The organism is Vibrio sp. Vb0667, assembly GCF_033391095.1.
In genome coordinates, this window is record NZ_JAWPOL010000001.1 from 294,466 (window position 1) to 314,168 (window position 19,703).

The following is a 19,703-nucleotide window of genomic DNA, read 5'->3' on the forward strand; positions in this document are numbered from 1 at the left end:
TATAACTACTCAAGTGCAAAGAGGATCGATCAAAAAAGCCGCACAAATGCGCGGCTTTTTTCAAGAGCTGAGATCTGACTATGCCAGTTTCAACTCGAACTGGTTCAGGTACATTACCATGTCTTCAATCGTCAGTACCGGCATGGCGTGCAGGCGACCGAATGCTACGATCTCCGGTGCCTTTGCCATCGTGCCATCTGGATTGGTCACTTCACACAGTACGCCAGCGGGTTGAAGCCCTGCCATTTGCATCAGATCAATCGTACCTTCTGTGTGACCACGGCGAGTCATTACACCACCTGGACGTGCGCGCAGAGGGAATACGTGACCCGGGCGAGCAAGATCTTCCGGTTTTGCGTGCGGGTTTGCCGCCGTTTTAATGGTCGTTACGCGGTCTGCTGCTGAAACACCCGTTGTTACACCAACTTTCGCTTCAATAGAAACCGTAAATGCGGTTTGGTTTGCGCTGTTGTTGTTTACCACCATTGGAGGCAGTTCCAGTTTGTCTGCTTGAGCATCTGTTAAGCACAAACAAACGATGCCGCTACATTCGCGGATCATCAATGCCATTTGCTCGTTAGTGAGGTGCTCGACTGAATAAATGATATCGCCTTCGTTTTCGCGATCTTCATCATCAAGAAGCAGTACGCCACGGCCTTCTTTTAAAGCGATAAGTGCGTTTTCAACGCGAGTAATTGGGTCGCCGAATTCGGCAAGTAGTGATGACTGATTCATGGTTAACTCCTAAATTTCACCAGAATCAGGGCGGTATGAGAGATCGCCGTAAAATACGATCAAAAAGAAGTGCACCAGCATTCTTAGCGATCTGACTCGCTATGCTGGTGTATTCTTATTCTCTTTCATCCGGACTATAACCGTCGGCTCTGGCATCTCACCAGATCTGCTGACCTCGACGAATCGAGCGCTCGCGGGCTCACTTGAAAAAGTATACCGCCGGTGGGGAATTTCGCCCCGCCCTGAGAACAATTAAAAATGTACCACTTCATCCAAGTTGTGAAGAAGTGGAGCTAGGATAGTACTGCGAACTGAATAGCTTGGAAAGTCGATTCCATCTGTATGATGGAAAAGTGTGCTATCGACGGAAATAATCTGTGCGAATAAAGTGATCAATCTGCTGCGGCACGAAGGTGTTGTAAATCAGGCTCGTATGCGTTTGCTTCACTTCGATATGATCTTGCATACCGTCCAGTCTTGTCTCTTCTACGGTAACGGTACCGTCCGACATGGTGTTGTCATTACGGATCAACAATGGGCGAGCGCCAATCGGCATCGTTCCTGCGATACTGCCGAGTTTTTGAGGGAAATCCCAAGCGTCATCATGTTTGTTTAATCCGTGGTGTGGCGAATTGCCTAAAATTGCACCCAATCCGAGATCTTGAATTCGACCTACAATGGACGCGCCTTTAAGAGGCGAACCGATAGCGACAACATGAGAGATTAAGTTAGTGCTCGGTTTTCTGTTGGCGAGATAGCGCTTAATCATCAAGCCCCCCAAGCTGTGTCCCACGAGCACGTTTGTGGTCAGTGGATTAAGCGAATGATCAATAGAATCAAACAGTGAAGACTCATCGATAGCAACAGTGTTATAGCTGAGTACTTGCGTTTCGTATCCGAGTTTTCTCAGCTTTTGGCTAAGAGGCTGCATGACCAGCCCATGCATATAAAGACCATGTAAGATGATGATTTTCATAATACCTCCTAGATTTATGACGTCGTAGATATCCTACTCTAATTGACAAGAAACTACTTGTGCTTTGTGGTGCATATTTACGTTTTGCTGCAAAGTTTGACTGCTGTAGCAAGCGACTCAGCCCAGTAAATCCTGTACTTGTTGTTGCAATTGATGACGATTTAAAGACGCAGGACTTAACACTTCACCGATAACAACATCCACTTTTGACCAAAAACGAGTCGGTCGTTTTGTGAGAGCATGTCCGCCTTTATGGCTGAAAAAAGAACCCCAAAGCCCTTTTAACGCCATAGGGATGACAGGAACAGGGTTACGTTCAAGGATTTTCTCTACACCAGGGCGAAACTCACCCAATTGACCGTTAGACGTTAAACGACCCTCAGGGAAGATACAGACAACCTCACCGTCGTAAAGTGCTTGTTCAATCTCCTCAAATGCTCGTCGGTAAGTGTCGGCACACTTACGTGGAGAACAGATCGGGATAACACCGGCATGAAGGAATACATATTTAAGAACAGGTAGCTCGCTGATGGACTTGTCCATCACAAAACGAACCGGGCGAGTAGAGGTTCCCATCAAAATCAATGCATCGACATAGCTAACATGGTTAGCCACGATTAACGCAGCACCTTGTTCAGGAATATGTTGGCGCCCCTTTACTGACACACGATACATACAATGGCTGAGTAAATAACTGATAAAGCGTTGTGTAAATTCCGGTACTTGGCGATAGACATAGATCGCCACGAAAAAATTACTTATTGCCATCATGGTAAACAGTTCCACAATAGAAAGCTCTAGTACGCTGAGTACAACGATCGAAACCAAAGCAGACACCACCATAAACAACGCATTCATGATGTTGTTAGCAGCAATGGCACGTGCACACTCCCCTTTGTTTGAACGCGATTGGATGAACGCATAAAGAGGAACAATAAAGACACCGCCGCTTACACCAACAAGGAACAGGTCAATCATGACGCGCAGATGTTTTGATTCAGCAACGAAGCTTTGCACATCATAAAAGTGCACCGGAAGTGATAGATAACTTGGGACTGCCCATAGCAAGTCGACGCCAAAGACTGTCAGACCAAGGATACCGAATGGCAAAATACCAAGCTCAACGTGGTTGAAAGAAAGTTTTTCACACAACCAAGAGCCTGTCGCGATACCAATCGAAAACAATGCCAACAGTAAAGAAACGACAGTGCTATCTGCGAACAAATGTTCGCGTGCGAAGTTAGGGAATTGAGTTAGGTAAGTCGCACCCATGAACCAGAACCAACTGATGGCAAGAATAGACATCCAGATGCCTCTCTGTTTTTTTGCCACTTTTAACGTGTTCTTTAAACCAGAAATCGGTTCAAATTTCGCTTTGTCATTCGATTGGCTAGGCATCGTTGGAATATTCACGCTGCTCATGAACCCAAGCAAAGACAAGGCAATCACGGTACAAGAAGCAATCAAGGTACCATTAGGAATGGCTAGCAGCAGGCCTGCGCTAAGCGTACCTATAAGAATCGAAAGAAACGTGCCCATTTCAACCCAAGCATTTCCTTTAACAAGCTCATTTGGTTTGAGCGCTTGTGGTAACAAGGCGTATTTCACGGGACCAAAATAGGCCGATTGAGTGCCTGTCATAAACAGCAGAACCAGCATCAGCATGGCACTTTGGGTGGCAATAGCGGTTGCTGCGCAAGACATGATAGCTAGTTCGATGAGCTTTAGACGTCGGATTAATTTGGCTTTGTCCATGCTGTCAGCGACGGCACCAGCATGCGCTGAGAATAGAAAGAAAGGTAGGATGAATAAGCCTGCCGCCAAATTAACGAATAGATTGACAGATATTGGTAGGTTATCAATTTGGCTGTATGTCACCATCAATAACAGAACGTTTTTGTAGATGTTGTCATTGAGTGCGCCAAGGCATTGCGTCACAAAGTAAGGAAAAAAGCGTTTTGAGAAAAACATGCTGGCTCCGATTAAACAAAGTCGAATGAGATGGGAGCACTTTATGCTCAATGAACGATTAAACCAGCTTTCTCTTTCAAGTGACGTTGTATGCCACCAAAAGTAACGAAATTCGTTACTTTCATTTCCATTCGTTTATTGAGTTACTAATTCCGAGACTTCTGAGCAGGTTTTCTTTCCCATGGTTCAAACAAAGGGAACGTCCAGCGACGCATCGCAATAATCAGAGAGGTGCCGTGTTTTTCGTCCATATCGAGAGAGCTATCACTTTGGCAAGCCTGATAAAACTCATCGATGACCTTTTGCAGTTTCTGTTGTAGCTTCTTGTTGCTTGGTACACTCATCAGTCCTGTTGCCATGGAGAACTTTTCATCTTCACCAGAAAAGTAGCTTTGGAAAAAGGCGTCTTGAACTTGCTGTTGGAAGAACCGTTGAATAGGGCCGCCCATCTGCCACTTAAATGTCGGAGATATACGCAAACGAATTTTGTTATTTGGCTGCAAGTCGATGATGTTCAGCCGATCCAAATGAGCAAGCTTTTGCACCAGTTCCAACTCATTGAAGGTGTATTGCTGAACGATTTGTTCAAACTGATAGCCATTTACAACACAGATCGCCACGAGCAGCAGGGCTTTATCGTCAACCAGCTGCTTTTCTTGCTCTAACGTTAGCGACTCCAGACCTTTATTGTGCGCAGCCGCGAGCTTAAATAGTTCCGCCATTTCTAAACCAATCAATTGGCAAATTCGTTCTAAGCGCTCAAGGCTAATGTGCTGACCTTCAGCGAGTAAACGTTTGACGCTTCCTTCACTTAAATCAAGGTGTTGTGCAACATCGGCATAATGCAGCCCAGCTAACTTTAGTTGGCGTTTAAGCTCTTTAATTAACGTATAGCTTTCTGACATTTACGCTGTTACCTCGTCGTGTAACTGCTCTAGGTACGTTTGCATAAAGGTTTTGCGTTTTTGCGCTTCGCGTCTTGCTGACTCTGTGTTCATGGTTTCAGCGATTTTGAATAACTTGGTCTGAAAGTGATCCAGAGTGAATTGTTTATCGTTAAGTTCACGTTCTTCGGCAAATATATCGCTGTCGTTGTAAAGTTGCGCGTTAAATTGAGTGCTGACTTGAATGCATCGCGTCACGCCAATTGCGCCTAAAGCGTCCAGACGGTCGGCATCTTGGACGATTTTGGCTTCCAACGTATTTGGCCTGATGTTTGCGCTAAAGCTGTGTGCCTCTATCGCATGAGCAATGGCATCATGATATTGCTGCGGATAATCGATACTCTCTAAAAATGCGACCGCTTTTTTGGCTGCGATGATTGAGCTCTCTTTGCGATTTGGGTGATCTTTCGGATAAGTAAAGCAATCATGCAAATAGGCAGCCGGTAATACAATCGCGATGTCTGCATTTTCTTCTTTGCAGAGCTGTTTCGCTGTTTTGACCACGCGTTTTACGTGTTTAAGATCATGAGCTGCATCCACTTGCATCTCTTGCTGCATAAATTCCAAAAATTGCGGTTCTATCTGGCTTAATGACGTCATGGTTCATATCTACAACTAAAATGAAGTCAGAAGTATGCCCAACGCTTAGAATAATTTCCAAGTGCGATGGTGTAATTGAGATTCAGCCACCAGAACCTTGTGCAACGTTTGGTACTGAGCCGTTTTATATGGCCTTTCAATGTGTTCAGCGGTTTATGAGACAAGAATAGACAGAGCGAGCAGTGATGTTTACCAGTAGAAAAAAGGCCTGACGATGTCGTCAGGCCTTTTTCTTTTCGCCGATCTTTTTAGCGTTTGAACGTTACTTGCTCTGCTTGTTCAAGATGAATATGAGTTGTCGCAGGCTGTGTTTCTGCAATCACTTTACCGTGACGGACAGAGTAACGAACCGGCACTTGGCGACGTACTGCGTCAAAACCATTTTCTGCGGGAAGAATCAGTAAACTACCAGGTTTGCCTTCTTCAATGCCGTGCTTATCTTGAATGTTCAGTGTACGTGCTGAATTGGTGCTGATCAGATCCAGTGAGTTGTTGATTTGGTCGTAACCCATCACCTGGCACACGTGCAGACCCATATGCAGCACTTGCAGCATGTTTGCAGTGCCTAGTGGGTACCAAGGGTCAAATACATCATCGTGTCCAAAGCAGACGTTGATGTTGGCATTCAGCATCTCTTTCACTCGTGTTACGCCGCGACGTTTTGGATAATCATCAAAACGGCCTTGTAAGTGAATGTTCACCAATGGATTTGCCACGAAGTTGATACCGGACATGCGTAATAAACGGAACAGGCGAGATGCGTATGCACCGTTGTAGGAACCCATCGCTGTGGTGTGACTGGCCGTGACTTTATTCCCCATATCAAACTTGTGCGCTAATGCTGCCAGTGTTTCAACGAAGCGAGATTGTTCGTCATCGATTTCATCACAATGCACGTCGATCAGACGGTCGTATTTTTGCGCTAATTCGAACACGTAGTGCAGCGATTCAATGCCATATTCGCGTGTGAATTCAAAGTGTGGAATCGCGCCAATCACGTCCGCACCTAATTTGACGGCTTCTTCTAGCAGCTCTTTGCCATTTGGGTAAGAGAGAATTCCTTCCTGCGGGAAGGCGACGATTTGGATATCTACCCATTCTTTCATCTCTTCACGCACTTCTACCATCGCTTTTAGGGCAATTAGGGTAGGGTCTGAAACATCGACGTGGGTACGAACGTGTTGTACGCCGTTTGCTATCTGCCATTTTAAGGTTTGTTTTGCGCGCGCTTTCACGTCTTCAATCGACAGCATTTCTTTGCGCTCAGCCCAACGTTCAATACCCTCAAACAATGTGCCAGAGATGTTCCAGCTTGGCTCGCCTGCGGTTTGAGTTGTATCTAAGTGAATGTGTGGCTCGCAGAAAGGCGCAACCGCCATACCGCCTTCAGCATCGATGAGGTCACCGTTATGACTAAGCTCCACATCGTTGCTTTCAATGCGCTTGAATTGACCATCTTCAATCAAAATTTGCTGCAGACCTTCTTGTCCTTTTAGCGTTACGTTTTTGATCAGTAGTGTTGTCATGATGGTTCCTTACGCTGGCTGTGTAGCCAGTGCTTTTTTGTTAAGAATAGTATTAAGAATCAGGAAGCTAATTGCGCCGCCAAGTACAGCGTTAATCGGCACTACGCCAGGCAGGAAGTGTCCCGCACCAACGCCAATCACGACAGCGATAATGCCAGCCCAGTTAACGTTTGGGAATTGGGCGGCTTCAAAGTTTGCGTAGCGTTTACGGTTCGTGAAGAAGTCAGCGATGATCACACCGCCAATCGGTGGAATTGCCAACGATAAGAAGGTCAGCCAGCCAACAAAGTTATTGTAGAGCCAGAGAGCGCAAAGTGTGCCAACAAGACCGTTCGCCATTGAGATGTATTTACTTGGTAAGCCAGTGATGTTGGAAAATCCAAGACCCGATGCGTAGAGCGCGTTGTCGTTGGTCGTCCAGATGTTCAAGCCAAGAACGATGATAGCTGGAATAAGAAGACCTTGCGCGATCATCACTTCAGAGATGTCTGATTGACCCGTCACCGACGCACCTGCCGCGCCAAAGATAAACATTAACGAGTTACCGATGAAAAATGCCACCATGGTGATCATCACGGCGCTGCGCGGCTTTTTGCCAAAGCGTACGAAATCCGCCGTTAATGTACCAGCACTGACAAAAGAGCCGACAACCATCGCGAGAGCTATTGAAAAATCGAGTGACTCGGTTGGTTGGACCTGTTGTAGTTCGCTTATACCGCCAACACTATTTACTGCCTCGATGACAGAGTAGCCGCCAAGTAGTGCAATGGCAGGAACGGCGATTGCTGACAGCACCATCAGTGCTGAGATTCCAAAGTAAACGGTCGCGGTCATGAGCAAACCGGAGACGAGGATCAAAGTATTGGTATCGATGCCCGTTGCTTTATGCACCGGAATCGCAAACATCGCGACACCAACTCCAAACCACCCAACTTGAGTACCGCCAAGAAGAGCGGAAGGAAGCCAAGAGCCTTTAGAACCAAAAGAGAAACGAGCAAGAAGGTGGGTAGAGAGACCAGTAGAAGCGCCGATGTAACCGAGGAAAGAAGTGTAAATACCGAGGATTAGGTTACCGATGAGAACAGCGAGGAAAAAATCATTAAAGGAGAGCCCAGTACCGAGAGAACCCCCTGTCCACATACTTGCGGAGAAAAAAGTGAGTCCCAACATCACCATGGTTAGTGACGCCACGCCTTTTCTGGCCGTGTTGGGAACTGGTCCAAGACTGTAGTTATTGTCTCCAGCCATTATTACCTCCGCACATTGAAATATTAAATTATAGCACCTGATTTTCAGGCAAACGGCGCGTATTATCGTGATGTAAATTTAATAGTCAATGATAAAATTGCAATTTAAACGTTTGCTTTGTTTTTGATTTGTATTTTTTCTTTTAATAACAATGGGTTGATTTTTAAATTCTAAAGGTGGAAATTTTGATTTTACGTATTTTCTATGATTTATAGACAGGTTTTCTATGTGAAATGAATGTTTTGAATTGCTATTTGTTTTTATGGATTAAATTTATCTATAACTCTGGATTGTTCAGTCGATTTCTATGAAAAGAAAACGATTTCATGATGAGGTTTTTGGTTTGGACGTTATTTGTTCTTTTCTGGGTGTGTTTTCTTGGTTTTATTTTATGTAGGTGATTTATTTTTGTTGAAGCTGGCATTTCTAATGGTTTAGTGGGCGAATATTTGAATTTTATAAACAGTAAACAATCTGTTGTGGGTAAGAAAAGTACAACCGAGCTCGGTCAGAGGATAAGAGGGCAATAGCCACATAAAAAAATAGCCAACCGCAAAGAGTGCGATTGGCTTATATACATGTGAACAAAATCAAGTTCACTAACAACGTCAGTTGGCTAGGTGACCCTCGGCTTAAGAAGGGTCGATTTATATAATGCAGTTACTGTGCCAACTTTAATATGCCCTAAAACACGTAGTTTCTGTGACATGCGTTGCTTAAAGTTTGAGTGTGTTTGCAATTTGCAACTGCGTTATGCAATTTGACTCTATTATGCTAATGATTGATTAATAAACAATGAACCTTTTAAAGCATGACTAAACTCGCCGTTCCTAAAAAGGCGAAAAAACCTACTACATCTGTCACTGTTGTTAGAATCACCGAGCCAGCCAAAGCGGGGTCCAATTTAAACTTATCCAGAATGATGGGAATCAGCACACCAAATAAAGCTGCGGTAATAATATTGACGATAATGGCCAGCGCGATGGTCCCACCTAGAACCGGAGATTGAAACCACAATCCGGCGAGCCCGCCGATGATTAACGCCCAAGCAATGCCGTTCAGAGAGCCAATACCCAACTCATTTTTCAATAGCTTGAAACGGTTACCTGGGGTGATCTGATTAAGCGCCATCGCACGAATCATTAGAGTGAGCGTTTGGCTGCCAGCAATGCCCCCCATGGATGCAACAATTGGCATGAGCACCGCCAAAGCCACCACCTGCGCAATTACATCTTCAAATAGTCCGATAGTGACAGACGCCAAAATCGCAGTAAGCAAATTGATGCCTAACCAAACACCGCGCTTTTGCGAGCTTTTTAATACTGGCGCAAACAAGTCATCGCCTTCATCCATACCTGTACCGGCCATCAAACGTGCTTCGTAGATTTCACGCTGTGTACTCAATGCAAACTGCCAATCGACTTCACCGATCAGTGTTTGGTCTGCATCAGTTACAGGGAGAGCGGGCAGTGTGCTGTGTTCTAATGCCTCTACCGCTTCAGGAAGCATCATTTTACTGTCTAGAACCGTCACAGCCTCAATAACGAGTGTTTTTAAGCGAGTATCGGGGTCACCACGTAAGATATCGAAGTAGTTGACCGTTCCACGATACTGTTTATTACGATTAATCAGATACACCTGTTGAGGCGTGTCGTAGCTATAGCGCTCCATTAACTGCTTAGCTGTCCCAATCGTAATGTTGAAGGGAAGGGTGATGATCTTACGTTCAGCCCAGTGGCCGAGTTCTTCATCAGCATACTCGTTTGCTTGATCGTAAAGTTCCAACTCATCTTTTTCTATCAACGAGAGCGCTTCGTTTATGATCGACTCTGGTAACGAATCGGCCCATTCGATGAGCGATAAGTTGTCGAGTTTAGCGAGAGTGAGTTTTAGCTCGACTTCAGATAACGCGTTGATGATAGAGAAACGTACGTCCGCACGCATTTCCGTTAACACGTCGATATGTAGCTCTAGTGGTAAAGCTCGCCATAAGCGAACACGATCGTCGATTGGAAATGCTTCTAGAATCAGGGCAACCGCGCCGGGCTCGAGGCCCGCTTCAATAGATCCATTGAGCGTTGCGACTTGATCCGCTTCTTCGGCTTGGCCAATTTGCTGGATTAGAGTGGAGAGATCTTGAAACTTGCTCACCGAGTACCCCGATAGTTAATTCGTTTTATGGAAGTATGGCATGTTATTGAGATGCACAACTATGCATCTTAACCTTGCTCAAGGTACTTGAAAGTAACAGAAAAACAATAGGCTATTCGCTGTTGATGGTGAGATATGGCTGTACCAATTGGCGAATGTTCACTTTTGCGCCAATACGGGCTGCCAGCAAGTACATTCCGCCGATTTTTCTGTGTAAAAATAGGGCATCTGCTGGTGGAGTATGCCAGTATTCTTGCTCCATGCTTAGAATGGTGCCAGCCTCGCGAAGCTTTTGTGCTAAGCCGCTGGCTTTGAAATCATAGGGCTCATCGACCAACATAGGTTCACATGCCATTTTCACTAGATCGAGAATCGCTTGGCGTTGGTCTGGAAGGATGGTTTGGCTGAAGAAGCCTATTTGTTCAAGCGCATCATTCAAGCCTTGTTCGTCATTGTTAACGACAGATGCGAAAGCTTGGCGATAACCAGTGCTGAACCGCTCGTTGTACTCGCGAGTGGCCCCGAAATCTAGCAAGCCGATTTGACGAGTGTTTTCGATATATAAGTAGTTGGCGAAATTTGGGTCGGTTTGTACCATCTTAAATTCGAACAGCTCTCGAAACAGTAATTCGAGTAGGCTGTGCATGACAAAATCTCGCGTACTCTGATCATAATGTTCGATTTGCTCAATCGGACTGCCATCAATGAATTCCATCGCGAGAACGGAGTCTGAGCAACTTTCAGTATGAATCTTGGGCACCACAAAATGAGGGTGCTCCTTCAAAGCGTCATGATAACGAATGGCAAATTGTGCCTCTCGTGCGTAATCGGCCTCGTCATGTAGCTGCTTTTTCGCTTCTTCGAGCAATCCTTTGTAGTCGACAGACTCGGGAATCAACCCAACGACCTTGAGCAGTGCACCGACATTATCGACGTCGCTATCGATACTTTTCCGTATGCCGGGATATTGCACTTTGACGGCTAGGTTATCGCCCGCATCGCTGTAAGCTTGGTGCACTTGTCCTATTGATGCACTGGCGATTGGTTTGAAGTTAAATGACAGAAACTCAGCTTTCCAATTCGTTCCTAGCGAACTTTCCATTACTGCGTTGAGTTGTTTTGCAGGCATTGGGTCTGCGTTGGAACGAAGACGGGAAAGAATATCGGCAAGTTCAGGTTCTAAAACATCACCAGCATCCATTGACAGCATTTGACCAAGCTTCATTGCAGCGCCACGTAGGTGAGCAAGTTGGTCAGTTAAACGCGCGATGTTCTGTGGCGTCAGCAAGAGGTCTTTCGCTTTTGGTTTGTTGCCTTTGGCTATCTGCTTCGTGCCTTCTGTAATCACATTGCCTGCGATACGGGTAGCAAGTGAAGCGAACTTGCTGAATCTTGAGATGCGATGGGTAGGTAGGCTTCTTTCCTTTGCCGACATGAATCTTCTCCGCTATTTACTAACTAATTGTTATACGGGAAAAGGATATGTTTGGATACAAATGAAAAGAAAACCGCCAGCGTAACTGGCGGTTTGCGAGTTTAGATAGAGTAGAAGAAGTACAGTTGAGACTTCATTCGGATGATGATCCCGCGAATCACATCCAAGAAGGCCATGAAGCCTATCGGTTTTTCACCGCTGACCCATGCGAGGCCAACAGAGCCAACAGGGATGTCGTAGCCTTCTGGCTCATCAATCTTAAGACGAACAAAGTGGTGTTTGTTCTGTAAGTTCTTTCCAGTGGTGACACGTACGGAATCATCGAAACCCAGTAGATTACCTTGTGACTCACCTGTTGCTTCAACAATGCCTTCGACGGTCGCTGAGAAGATCTTACCTGGGTAAACGGACGAAGAGAATTCCGCTGGCTGACCCGGTTTGATGTTACGAATCGCCTGGTGGTTCACTCGCATTAGTACGTACTTTTCGTTGGTGTACATGTTGATACGCGGCATCGTTGATACACGCTGACCTTCACGCAGGATAAAGTTGGTGACAAAGCCATCTGTTGGGGCATGAACTTTTGTGCTATTCAAATCCCATTGCGCTTTTGCAATTTGCTCTTTCGCTTGGCGCAGTTCGGCTTGTTTAGTTTCAACTGCAAGTTCCGCTTTATGAATCGCCAGTTTTGCACGGGAAATATCGACTTGTTTCTTCTTGATTTGAGACTCAAGGGTCAACACGTTGTGACGTGCCATATCAACCGCACTCGATTGTTTGTCGATATCGCTTTCCGTGATGGTGTTGTGCACCACTCGGTTTTGCTCAACATAACGATCTAGCATTTTTTTCTGCAATTTGTAGTCAACTTTCGCCGCTTCCAACTGGCTCTTTGATGTTTCTAGATCTTGCACTAGCGCTTCGTGGTTAGCTTCTTCAATCTCGATGTCGCCTTTTGCTGTAGCTAATGCAACGCGAGCAGAATCAGCGGATACGTTCGCTTGATTTAATGCGATTTTGTATTGCGTTGGGTCAAGTTCATAAATGAGCTGACCTTCTTTAACTTGCTGATTCGGCTCAATGTAAATGTGGTCAACTTTACCTTTTACATTGGTTGAATCTGGACGCAATTGGATGTGTGGTGACTGCACGACAGAACCGCCGGATAAATCCATCGGGGTGAAGTTAATCAAACCTACCCAGACGAACATCAGCCAACTCAAACCGCCAAGATAAGCGAACGATTTGGTTGCTTTGTTCCAAGGCATGCCAACCAAACGCAGCAGATAGATGAAGAGAGCCCATACCGCTAAACCTTCTAACATTATGCTTCCTCTTTTGGCTGTGTTTCTGTTTGCGGTTTACTTTTCCATGTATCACGCAGATTGATGATGGCTTTTTCCATATCAACAAATGCAAAGATCACGGCTAGCACCCAAACCCAGTGCCAGACAAACCCTATCCAGGTCAGCGCAGTGATGAGCCCTATCTGATGATGGTCTTTGCTGTGTGCTTTATTGATAGGCAATTCATGGATTTTCCAAAAGCCGTAACACGCGCCCGCGACACTCGCAATTAAAACGACAGCAGCGACAACATGTAACGCCGTATCTGCGCCTGTACCGACAAATGGGACACTCAGTAAACTCATTAAACACTCCTCTATCAAACTGTTGGCGTATTGTGATCTGAATTTGATTTGCGGCTTTCTTTGTGACAGATTCAATCACTATAGGATTAAATTTGATGTAATTGGTTATGAAAACGGTTCGGTTTATTCGCGCGATGGGCATTCTAAACATGCATAACCTCGCGTTATCTAAATACAATTTGGACTCGGATGAGTTAGGAATCCCAGTATCGGTGTTTCGTAACCCAATGACACTGATCCCGCTAAAAGCCGTTGCGGAATGGTATCGTTGTGTTGAACAAGCCAGTGCTGACCCGGATGTGGTGTTGAGTCTCAGCCGGGGTATTGAACTGCAAAAGCTAGGGCCAGTGGGACGCTGGTTATTCTCCGGCAATGATTTAGCCAGTACCATTCGGCGAGTGAATTATGGTGTGAGCAATCTACAATCAGGGGCGTTTTTTGCTGGCGAACAGTCGGGTAAAATCATCAAATGGACTTACCACAACCCGTTTATAGAAACGTCAGTAAAGGTGCACGATAGTATCCGCTGTGCGGTATTTATGATTAAGGTGTTACGCGAATTTCTTGGCAAAGATTACCAGCCTTTACGTGTCAAGGTTTCAGGCTCGAGAAAAAATACTGAGCGATACCGGGAATATTTCGGCTGCGAGGTGGAATGGAGTCAGCCAAAAACAGAGATATGGATCCCGGGAGATGACCGATTAGCCTCCCGCCAAGTGAGCCATCGAGAAGACAGCCGTCTAGCGATGAGTTTTTCCGACTTGGATGATTTGCTTAATATGCCCGATCCAGAAGACGAGTTGAAAGTGATTTATGAAGTAGTGAACTACAGCAGCCATTATGGATTGCCAACGTTAGAGCGCGTGTCTTCTCTGCTTGATTTATCTGAACAGCAGTTTCAACGTCGTTTGCATAAATTAGGGCTCAATTTTTCGACGGTTTCTGGCTATGTATTGAGTAATATTGCAGCTGGTTTGTTGAGTAAGCGCGTGAGTATTGATGACATTGCCACGCGCCTTGGTTACACCAATGTGGCGAGCTTCAATCGTATGTTTAAGAAACATCGTGGATTAACGCCCAAGCAGTATACGGGAAGATTAGAGAAGTAGTGCTCCACTTATCTCTATGAGTACAAGCAATAAAAGCCCTCAAAGTTGAGGGCTTTGTTATTTTTTTGTGTCGTTTTATGTGGTGGCTATTTCTTAGGACGCCAACTTAGTGCACTTGCAACAGCGCCGATGGCAATTACATCCTTTTTTTGTTCGCTAAGTTCAGGGAGCATCTGTACCGCAATGGTACCGTTCGTCTGCACAGCGGCAATTTCTTGTGTGCCTTCCTTAAAGCTATAACCCAATGGAATGTCTACCGCCATCATGGCGTCAGGACTAGTATGTACAGTTTTTACATTAAATTGGGTGCTACCAATACGCACTACGCCTGTCTCTTTTTTCTCAAAGCTGATGTCGATGAGAGCGGATTTTGGCTCCATCGCAAACTCACCGACTTTTTTACCATCTTGAGTAATGTCACAGGTGTAAGGATCATTCCCACCAAAATCGACGCCCATGTAGTTAACCGACATACCGCCTCCAGTGCAGTTCAAAAGCCAAGTTTCCCCGCTGTCGATACGAGTCACTTCTGCGCCCATTGAACCTTCTTTGAAAGAGATACGGTTAAACCAACTTGAGTTAGAAGCACTGCGTGAATACTTGCCTTTGTACTTACCAGCAAAATCAAAATGGCCATCCGCACCGAATCCCCAAAAATCACCGTCGGTTTTGATCAGCATTTCTGGTTGTGCTTTTACGGCATCAGTACGATCCATGACGGCTAGGCCACCACAACCAACAAGGAGCAAGGGAGCGAATAAAATAAGTTTCTTCATGTTTTTCATTGTTTATAGCTTGGTTACATCTAGGGTTTGGTCGGTGAATTGGATGTTCTGAATGTCGTACAACTCGTCAGTGCCTGTATTTGGGCACTCAACAGAAACGCTCTTTGCTTTGATAACAGTACATTCCGCCAGTTTGTGTGGCACGATATAGGTGTTGATACCGCCTTCACCATAAATGCTGTTGTCTTTGCTGTTGCCTTCAAAAGTATTGTTTTGATCATTACCGATCACATTCATCGCGTCGTCGCCAATGATCTTCACTTTTGTTAACCACTGAGATTTGTAGGTGTACGCTTCTATCAAACCGTCTTTGTTGGGAGCCATACGGAAGGTAGGTACTGTGCCTGGATTTGTCTTTTCTGTGTAGAGCTTGACGCCCGCAGAGTCGATATTCGCGGTATATTGCAAGTATCCGTGGAATAAGCCACTGATCCAATCAACGGCTTGTGGATCTTGGGTTTGCATTTCTTCACGCGTTAACGCTTGGTAGCCATCTAAACCATGTCCGTTTGCTTTTGCTACACCCATGTAAGCTTCAAAAGCGGCAGCAAAATATTCGTGAGAATATGAAGGGCCCGTTTGTTTAACACTTTCAGGATCGAAGTCGTCCGATTTCCAATCGTCCCAGTCATACTGAGTAGGGCGCCACACCGTCGGTTTGCCCGATTTAATATCGTTATAGATTGTTAACGCATGAGCTTGAATGTCATTTTGCAGTGCCGCAGTCTCCGTGTTAGGTGCAATACCTTGCGCTTGGACCAAGTGTAAAATTTCTTCAAAAGCGGCGTCTCGTTCGGCTTTTTTGCCAAGATTGGCGCAGTAATCGGCAAAATTACTCATGTAATGGCAATCGCCTTCAACTGTCAGTTCTCGATACATTAAAGATTGGCTATTCCTTAGCCAGTTTGGTGTTTCTTTACTAGTTACTAATGTTGACGCGATAGATGTGACAAGTGTATCCATATCATCTTCGCTAAGTACCATCATGCTTACAACAAACTTTTCTAGAGAACTCGTATCAAAAGAGTGTGCTAAGCCCGAGTTTGCAACTGCATCGTTCAATTTGTCTTGGCGAATCAGTTCGTTGATAAAGATTTTGGTTAACATCTCATCATTCTGTTCGTCGTTTTCGGTCAGCATTAGTGTGGCATCACGCTCGGCTAATGTCTTAGCGATACGAGACTTGTCAGCACCGTACTTAGAGTCTGGTTGGTTTGTGAGAAGGTGTTGGATGATTTTGGCTGCACGAAAGATTTTTTCATTATTCGCACCGTCATCAACAGCCACAATGTGAAATGTATCGTTGTTGTTTGCTTCGGAAAGGGAGATTTTCACATAGTGGGTGAAGCCCGAATCAGCAGCCACTTTTAACTTGGCTGGAAACTCTGTAGAAACGACAGTTGGGATTGTGACAGTGCTCAATGTTGGCATTGGTGGTGGTGGAGGTGTTGTTTTCGATGGTTTCGGATTAGATTCACTGCCGCCACAAGCAGTTAGACTTATCGCGCAGAATATGGCTAAAGGTGTTAATTTGGAATATCTCATTTCATGTTACTCGTAGACTTTATTAGAGCAAGAAACTTAGAAGCAACATAAAGTCCTGTCTATATAAGCAAACTAAGTCATATATGTTGATATTATTTTTTGGTAAGACCTATTATTCGATATATTTAAAAATATAGTGGATTTTTATTCCGAATTTTATTTTCTATGTGAAGCTATATTCTGATAATGAATAAAACCTCAGGTTATTGCATGGCTTTAGGGGTATAGAATGATTAGGATTATCGTATATGTATGGTTTGTAAGCGTATGTAAGCCTGCGTTTTATTAAAATTATCATTTAAGTAGGTTGCGCAGTATAGGACGAGCGATATACTCCCTCCATCATATTGGTGGAGTAAATGATTCATGGTGGGTAATACAATCTTACTGGTAGAAGACGACTCAGAGATTGCTCGATTAACCAAAATGTACCTCGAAGCCGAAGGATATACGGTAACTGTCATCGATAACGGTCAAAATGCATTAGAAACGATTAAGGGGCTCAAGCCGGACCTAGTGCTGTTAGATTTGATGTTACCAGGAAAAAATGGCGCAGAAATATGTCAAGAGGCGCGTAAGTTTTATCATGGTATTATCATTGTTTTGACTGCGACCGATGATGAAATGAGCGAGGTGAGCTTATTTAAGTTTGGTGCTGATGATTACCTTACCAAACCGATAAAAGGCAATATCCTTCTCGCCCGTATTGAAGCAGCGTTGCGTCGCTATTGTCGTCAAGTTGATATCGTTGAAGAAGAAAAGCTGAGCCGATATGGCATTAGTCTTTGTCTTCGTCGCTCCCAAGCATTTTATTTGCAAAAAGATATTGGTTTAACGAGTTCTGAGTTTGAAATTTTAGAGCTCCTGATGCTGAATGTCGATAAGCCAGTATCTCGTGAATCATGTTGCCGTCTTGCCCGAGGCATTGAATACTGTATTACTGATCGTTCGATTGATATGCGTATATCCTCACTAAGGAAGAAATTCTCTAAGGCTCATATCCATACGGCTACCATTAAAACCATACGTCACCACGGCTACATGCTGACAGGTAAATGACGCATGTTTTCCCTGTTTACTCGTCTATATGTGGGGTTAGTAACTGGCCTTGCGCTGACTGTTGCTTTGTTTCTCTTTATGGGGGAAGAGTACATGCGCAAAACAGAAGTCGGTGTTTTTTTGAGTGACGGTGCTTATTTTGTCGATCAATACATTGAGCAACGAGGCACTCCGGATTCTCTCTACAAGAAGTTAACCGAAAACGGCAAGCAAGATTTCTTTATCTTTGATTTAACATTGGTTGAAAACTGGGACGGATCACCGCCTTGTCGAGATTGTAATCTGCTGTACCGTATGCAAGGGATACCTGTTTATCTTATTGATGGCAGTACCTATGCTGCGGTATTCCCTTTGCCTAACACTTCGAAGAGTTTAGTTTTCAAAGAAAAAACGGATTTCTTTAGCCCACACGTTGATTGGAATGAAGATTCTGAGATTGTATTTATACTTACTCTGCTTTTGGTTGTTGTATGCAGTTTAGGCATTATGGTTTACATACCTGTACGACGTCTTGACCGCCAAATTCGGCAACTAACGGCTGCGCAACAACAATTTGGTTCTGGTGAGTTGAATACGCGAGTCGATCTAAAGCAATTTTCGCAACCCGTGAAAGAGCTCGCCCAAGGCTTCAACTGCATGTCTGAAGAGATTGAGAGACGAGTGCGCCAAACACACATCTTTACTCAAGCTATTCCTCATGAAGTGCGCACTCCGCTGAGTCGTATTCAGCTAGCGACGGATTTAGCTCGACGCACGAGTGGTGAAATGCAGGCAGAGTTACATGACGATATTGAACGATACGTTGATGTAGTGACGGATTTAACATCCGACATCGTCATGCTGTCTCGCTTGAGTGTGAAAAACCACTCATGGATCGATTCTGTTGAAACCATGGAACTGCCACTTTGGTGTAAAAGCCGCATGAATTACCTAGGCTTAGAGTCCGCCATGTTGAGAGCAGAAAATGAACTCGCGAACCAATTGATTCACTTTCAGCCTACTTTGGGTAACCTCGTCCTCGATAATTTACTGCAAAACGCCAAGCGTTACGGTGAATCCTGCGTTGAGGTGACGATTCGAACGGTAGCGGATTGCTGGAGCATCGATATTGAGGACGATGGTCCGGGCATCCCTGAGGCGATGCGAGAAGAAGTATTTATGCCATTTTCGCGCTTAGACAAAAGCCGCAACGCCGACATGAAAGGCTTTGGTTTAGGGCTTGCCATCGCTACCAGTGCAGCGCGGCAACTGGGGTGGGAGCTTTCTGTCGGCGAGAGTTACTTAGGCGGCGCACGTTTTACGGTGCTTATTCCTGCCAACGGTTAGAGTAGGCACTGCGGTAGTCTGGCTCTGCGATACCTTCATACAAATCGTCACAAGCTTGCAGCGGACCTACGACGGTTTGGTAGGGTAGGACACCTGCCCAAACAGGGATGTCCATGTCTTCCGCATCGTCGTTGACGCCAAAATTGCTGATTTTCACCGATGCTTCTGTGAGTGGAATACGCAGCAGCATGGTGGCTTTGAGTTCTTTTTCATTACTCAAACGGACTTGTTCTGTTCTCCCCGGAGCGATCTGTTCAATAAAGTGATTCAGCAACCTGTCTTTCTCTTGGTTATCTTCCACCACCTCAAACTGGCCAAAGACCACAGCACTGCGATAATGCGCACTGTGGTGAAACGCACTTCGAGCCAATACCCAACCATCAAACAAAGTAAAGGTTAAGCACGTTTGCACTCCTTGTTTGAGTGAGCGTAACAGTCGACTGTTGTTGGCACCATGGATATACACGTAATCATCGACGCGCCATGCCAGCATAGGGATGACCACAGGGCCTGACTCGTTGGTTATCGCAATATGAGCGATTAGGCTTTCATCTATGATGGCGTGCAGTTTGCTAACATCAGAGACGGCTTTATGTGCGCCTTTTTTAATTTCCGTTCTATTGGTGTTGGATAGCATTTTCT

General features: G+C 45.0%; 17 protein-coding genes and 1 riboswitch. Of the genes, 3 read left to right on the top strand and 14 right to left on the bottom strand.

Annotated features, from left to right (window positions below; all coding sequences use genetic code 11):
• Positions 1-78: 78 nt before the first annotated feature.
• The 11 genes from ribB to R8269_RS01450 all read right to left on the bottom strand — a co-directional run bounded on the left by ribB (position 79) and on the right by R8269_RS01450 (position 13,237).
• Positions 79-735: a 3,4-dihydroxy-2-butanone-4-phosphate synthase gene (gene ribB / locus R8269_RS01400; protein WP_213906687.1), complete on the bottom strand. Its 657-nt coding sequence runs from the start codon at positions 733-735 to the stop codon at positions 79-81.
• A 113-nt stretch (positions 736-848) separates the two neighbouring features.
• Positions 849-989: riboswitch (FMN riboswitch) on the bottom strand.
• A gap of 104 nt (positions 990-1,093) precedes the next feature.
• Complete coding sequence (locus R8269_RS01405; protein ID WP_005373653.1) at positions 1,094-1,711, bottom strand: hypothetical protein; 618 nt, start codon at positions 1,709-1,711, stop codon at positions 1,094-1,096.
• Positions 1,712-1,828: 117 nt separating this feature from the next.
• Positions 1,829-3,682, bottom strand: coding sequence for an MFS transporter (locus tag R8269_RS01410; RefSeq protein WP_193837919.1), 1,854 nt, complete (start codon positions 3,680-3,682; stop codon positions 1,829-1,831).
• 146 nt (positions 3,683-3,828) lie between these two features.
• The gene (locus R8269_RS01415) at positions 3,829-4,587 is read right to left on the bottom strand and encodes a helix-turn-helix domain-containing protein (protein WP_213906686.1); all 759 of its coding nucleotides are present in this window, start codon (positions 4,585-4,587) and stop codon (positions 3,829-3,831) included.
• Complete coding sequence (locus R8269_RS01420) at positions 4,588-5,226, bottom strand: HD domain-containing protein (RefSeq protein WP_017819864.1); 639 nt, start codon at positions 5,224-5,226, stop codon at positions 4,588-4,590.
• Positions 5,227-5,474: 248 nt separating this feature from the next.
• Complete coding sequence (locus R8269_RS01425; RefSeq protein WP_213906748.1) at positions 5,475-6,752, bottom strand: cytosine deaminase; 1,278 nt, start codon at positions 6,750-6,752, stop codon at positions 5,475-5,477.
• A 9-nt stretch (positions 6,753-6,761) separates the two neighbouring features.
• A complete protein-coding gene (gene codB / locus R8269_RS01430) occupies positions 6,762-8,000 on the bottom strand; it encodes a cytosine permease (protein WP_213906749.1) in 1,239 nt (412 codons plus the stop codon).
• Between the two features lie 804 nt (positions 8,001-8,804).
• Entirely contained in the window at positions 8,805-10,151 is a 1,347-nt protein-coding gene (locus R8269_RS01435) for a magnesium transporter (protein WP_213870048.1), read from the bottom strand.
• Between the two features lie 112 nt (positions 10,152-10,263).
• Positions 10,264-11,586: an ABC1 kinase family protein gene (locus R8269_RS01440; RefSeq protein WP_258477210.1), complete on the bottom strand. Its 1,323-nt coding sequence runs from the start codon at positions 11,584-11,586 to the stop codon at positions 10,264-10,266.
• A 101-nt stretch (positions 11,587-11,687) separates the two neighbouring features.
• The gene (locus R8269_RS01445; RefSeq protein ID WP_318222435.1) at positions 11,688-12,911 is read right to left on the bottom strand and encodes an HlyD family secretion protein; all 1,224 of its coding nucleotides are present in this window, start codon (positions 12,909-12,911) and stop codon (positions 11,688-11,690) included.
• Positions 12,911-13,237 carry an MFS transporter gene (locus tag R8269_RS01450; RefSeq protein ID WP_017635162.1) on the bottom strand — a complete coding sequence of 109 codons (327 nt, stop codon included), beginning with the start codon at positions 13,235-13,237 and terminating at the stop codon, positions 12,911-12,913. Before R8269_RS01450 ends, R8269_RS01445 begins: the two co-directional genes overlap by 1 nt.
• Positions 13,238-13,344: 107 nt before the next feature.
• Here R8269_RS01450 and R8269_RS01455 point away from each other — a divergent pair, with 107 nt between their 5' ends.
• Positions 13,345-14,346, top strand: coding sequence for an AraC family transcriptional regulator (locus tag R8269_RS01455; protein ID WP_005373633.1), 1,002 nt, complete (start codon positions 13,345-13,347; stop codon positions 14,344-14,346).
• Positions 14,347-14,432: 86 nt separating this feature from the next.
• On the opposite strand, the gene R8269_RS01460 is transcribed toward R8269_RS01455, so the two are convergent.
• Together R8269_RS01460 and R8269_RS01465 are read right to left on the bottom strand one after the other, a co-directional pair.
• Positions 14,433-15,122, bottom strand: a complete 690-nt coding sequence (locus R8269_RS01460; protein WP_186585458.1) for a hypothetical protein — start codon at positions 15,120-15,122, stop codon at positions 14,433-14,435.
• Between the two features lie 12 nt (positions 15,123-15,134).
• Positions 15,135-16,676, bottom strand: a complete 1,542-nt coding sequence (locus R8269_RS01465) for a hypothetical protein (protein ID WP_213907771.1) — start codon at positions 16,674-16,676, stop codon at positions 15,135-15,137.
• 366 nt (positions 16,677-17,042) lie between these two features.
• Here R8269_RS01465 and R8269_RS01470 point away from each other — a divergent pair, with 366 nt between their 5' ends.
• Both R8269_RS01470 and R8269_RS01475 read left to right on the top strand, forming a co-directional pair.
• The gene (locus R8269_RS01470) at positions 17,043-17,735 is read left to right on the top strand and encodes a response regulator transcription factor (protein WP_005373624.1); all 693 of its coding nucleotides are present in this window, start codon (positions 17,043-17,045) and stop codon (positions 17,733-17,735) included.
• A 3-nt stretch (positions 17,736-17,738) separates the two neighbouring features.
• Positions 17,739-19,061: an ATP-binding protein gene (locus R8269_RS01475; protein ID WP_053307230.1), complete on the top strand. Its 1,323-nt coding sequence runs from the start codon at positions 17,739-17,741 to the stop codon at positions 19,059-19,061.
• Here the strand turns inward: R8269_RS01475 and R8269_RS01480 are convergent.
• A complete protein-coding gene (locus R8269_RS01480; protein ID WP_167416153.1) occupies positions 19,042-19,698 on the bottom strand; it encodes a pyridoxamine 5'-phosphate oxidase family protein in 657 nt (218 codons plus the stop codon). The two genes, R8269_RS01475 and R8269_RS01480, sit on opposite strands and share 20 nt — an antisense overlap.
• Between the last annotated feature and the right edge of the window lie 5 nt (positions 19,699-19,703).

What these genes read in the sequence shown, in the direction of transcription:
- R8269_RS01410 (WP_193837919.1), bottom strand. Translation starts at nt 3,682, where the DNA reads ATGTTTTTCTCAAAACGCTTTTTTCCTTACTTTGTGACGCAATGCCTT.
- R8269_RS01440 (WP_258477210.1), bottom strand. Translation starts at nt 11,586, where the DNA reads ATGTCGGCAAAGGAAAGAAGCCTACCTACCCATCGCATCTCAAGATTC.
- R8269_RS01450 (WP_017635162.1), bottom strand. Translation starts at nt 13,237, where the DNA reads ATGAGTTTACTGAGTGTCCCATTTGTCGGTACAGGCGCAGATACGGCG.
- R8269_RS01445 (WP_318222435.1), bottom strand. Translation starts at nt 12,911, where the DNA reads ATGTTAGAAGGTTTAGCGGTATGGGCTCTCTTCATCTATCTGCTGCGT.
- R8269_RS01420 (WP_017819864.1), bottom strand. Translation starts at nt 5,226, where the DNA reads ATGACGTCATTAAGCCAGATAGAACCGCAATTTTTGGAATTTATGCAG.
- R8269_RS01425 (WP_213906748.1), bottom strand. Translation starts at nt 6,752, where the DNA reads ATGACAACACTACTGATCAAAAACGTAACGCTAAAAGGACAAGAAGGT.
- R8269_RS01465 (WP_213907771.1), bottom strand. Translation starts at nt 16,676, where the DNA reads ATGAGATATTCCAAATTAACACCTTTAGCCATATTCTGCGCGATAAGT.
- R8269_RS01470 (WP_005373624.1), top strand. Translation starts at nt 17,043, where the DNA reads ATGGTGGGTAATACAATCTTACTGGTAGAAGACGACTCAGAGATTGCT.
- codB (WP_213906749.1), bottom strand. Translation starts at nt 8,000, where the DNA reads ATGGCTGGAGACAATAACTACAGTCTTGGACCAGTTCCCAACACGGCC.
- ribB (WP_213906687.1), bottom strand. Translation starts at nt 735, where the DNA reads ATGAATCAGTCATCACTACTTGCCGAATTCGGCGACCCAATTACTCGC.
- R8269_RS01405 (WP_005373653.1), bottom strand. Translation starts at nt 1,711, where the DNA reads ATGAAAATCATCATCTTACATGGTCTTTATATGCATGGGCTGGTCATG.
- R8269_RS01455 (WP_005373633.1), top strand. Translation starts at nt 13,345, where the DNA reads ATGAAAACGGTTCGGTTTATTCGCGCGATGGGCATTCTAAACATGCAT.
- R8269_RS01415 (WP_213906686.1), bottom strand. Translation starts at nt 4,587, where the DNA reads ATGTCAGAAAGCTATACGTTAATTAAAGAGCTTAAACGCCAACTAAAG.
- R8269_RS01475 (WP_053307230.1), top strand. Translation starts at nt 17,739, where the DNA reads ATGTTTTCCCTGTTTACTCGTCTATATGTGGGGTTAGTAACTGGCCTT.
- R8269_RS01480 (WP_167416153.1), bottom strand. Translation starts at nt 19,698, where the DNA reads ATGCTATCCAACACCAATAGAACGGAAATTAAAAAAGGCGCACATAAA.
- R8269_RS01460 (WP_186585458.1), bottom strand. Translation starts at nt 15,122, where the DNA reads ATGAAGAAACTTATTTTATTCGCTCCCTTGCTCCTTGTTGGTTGTGGT.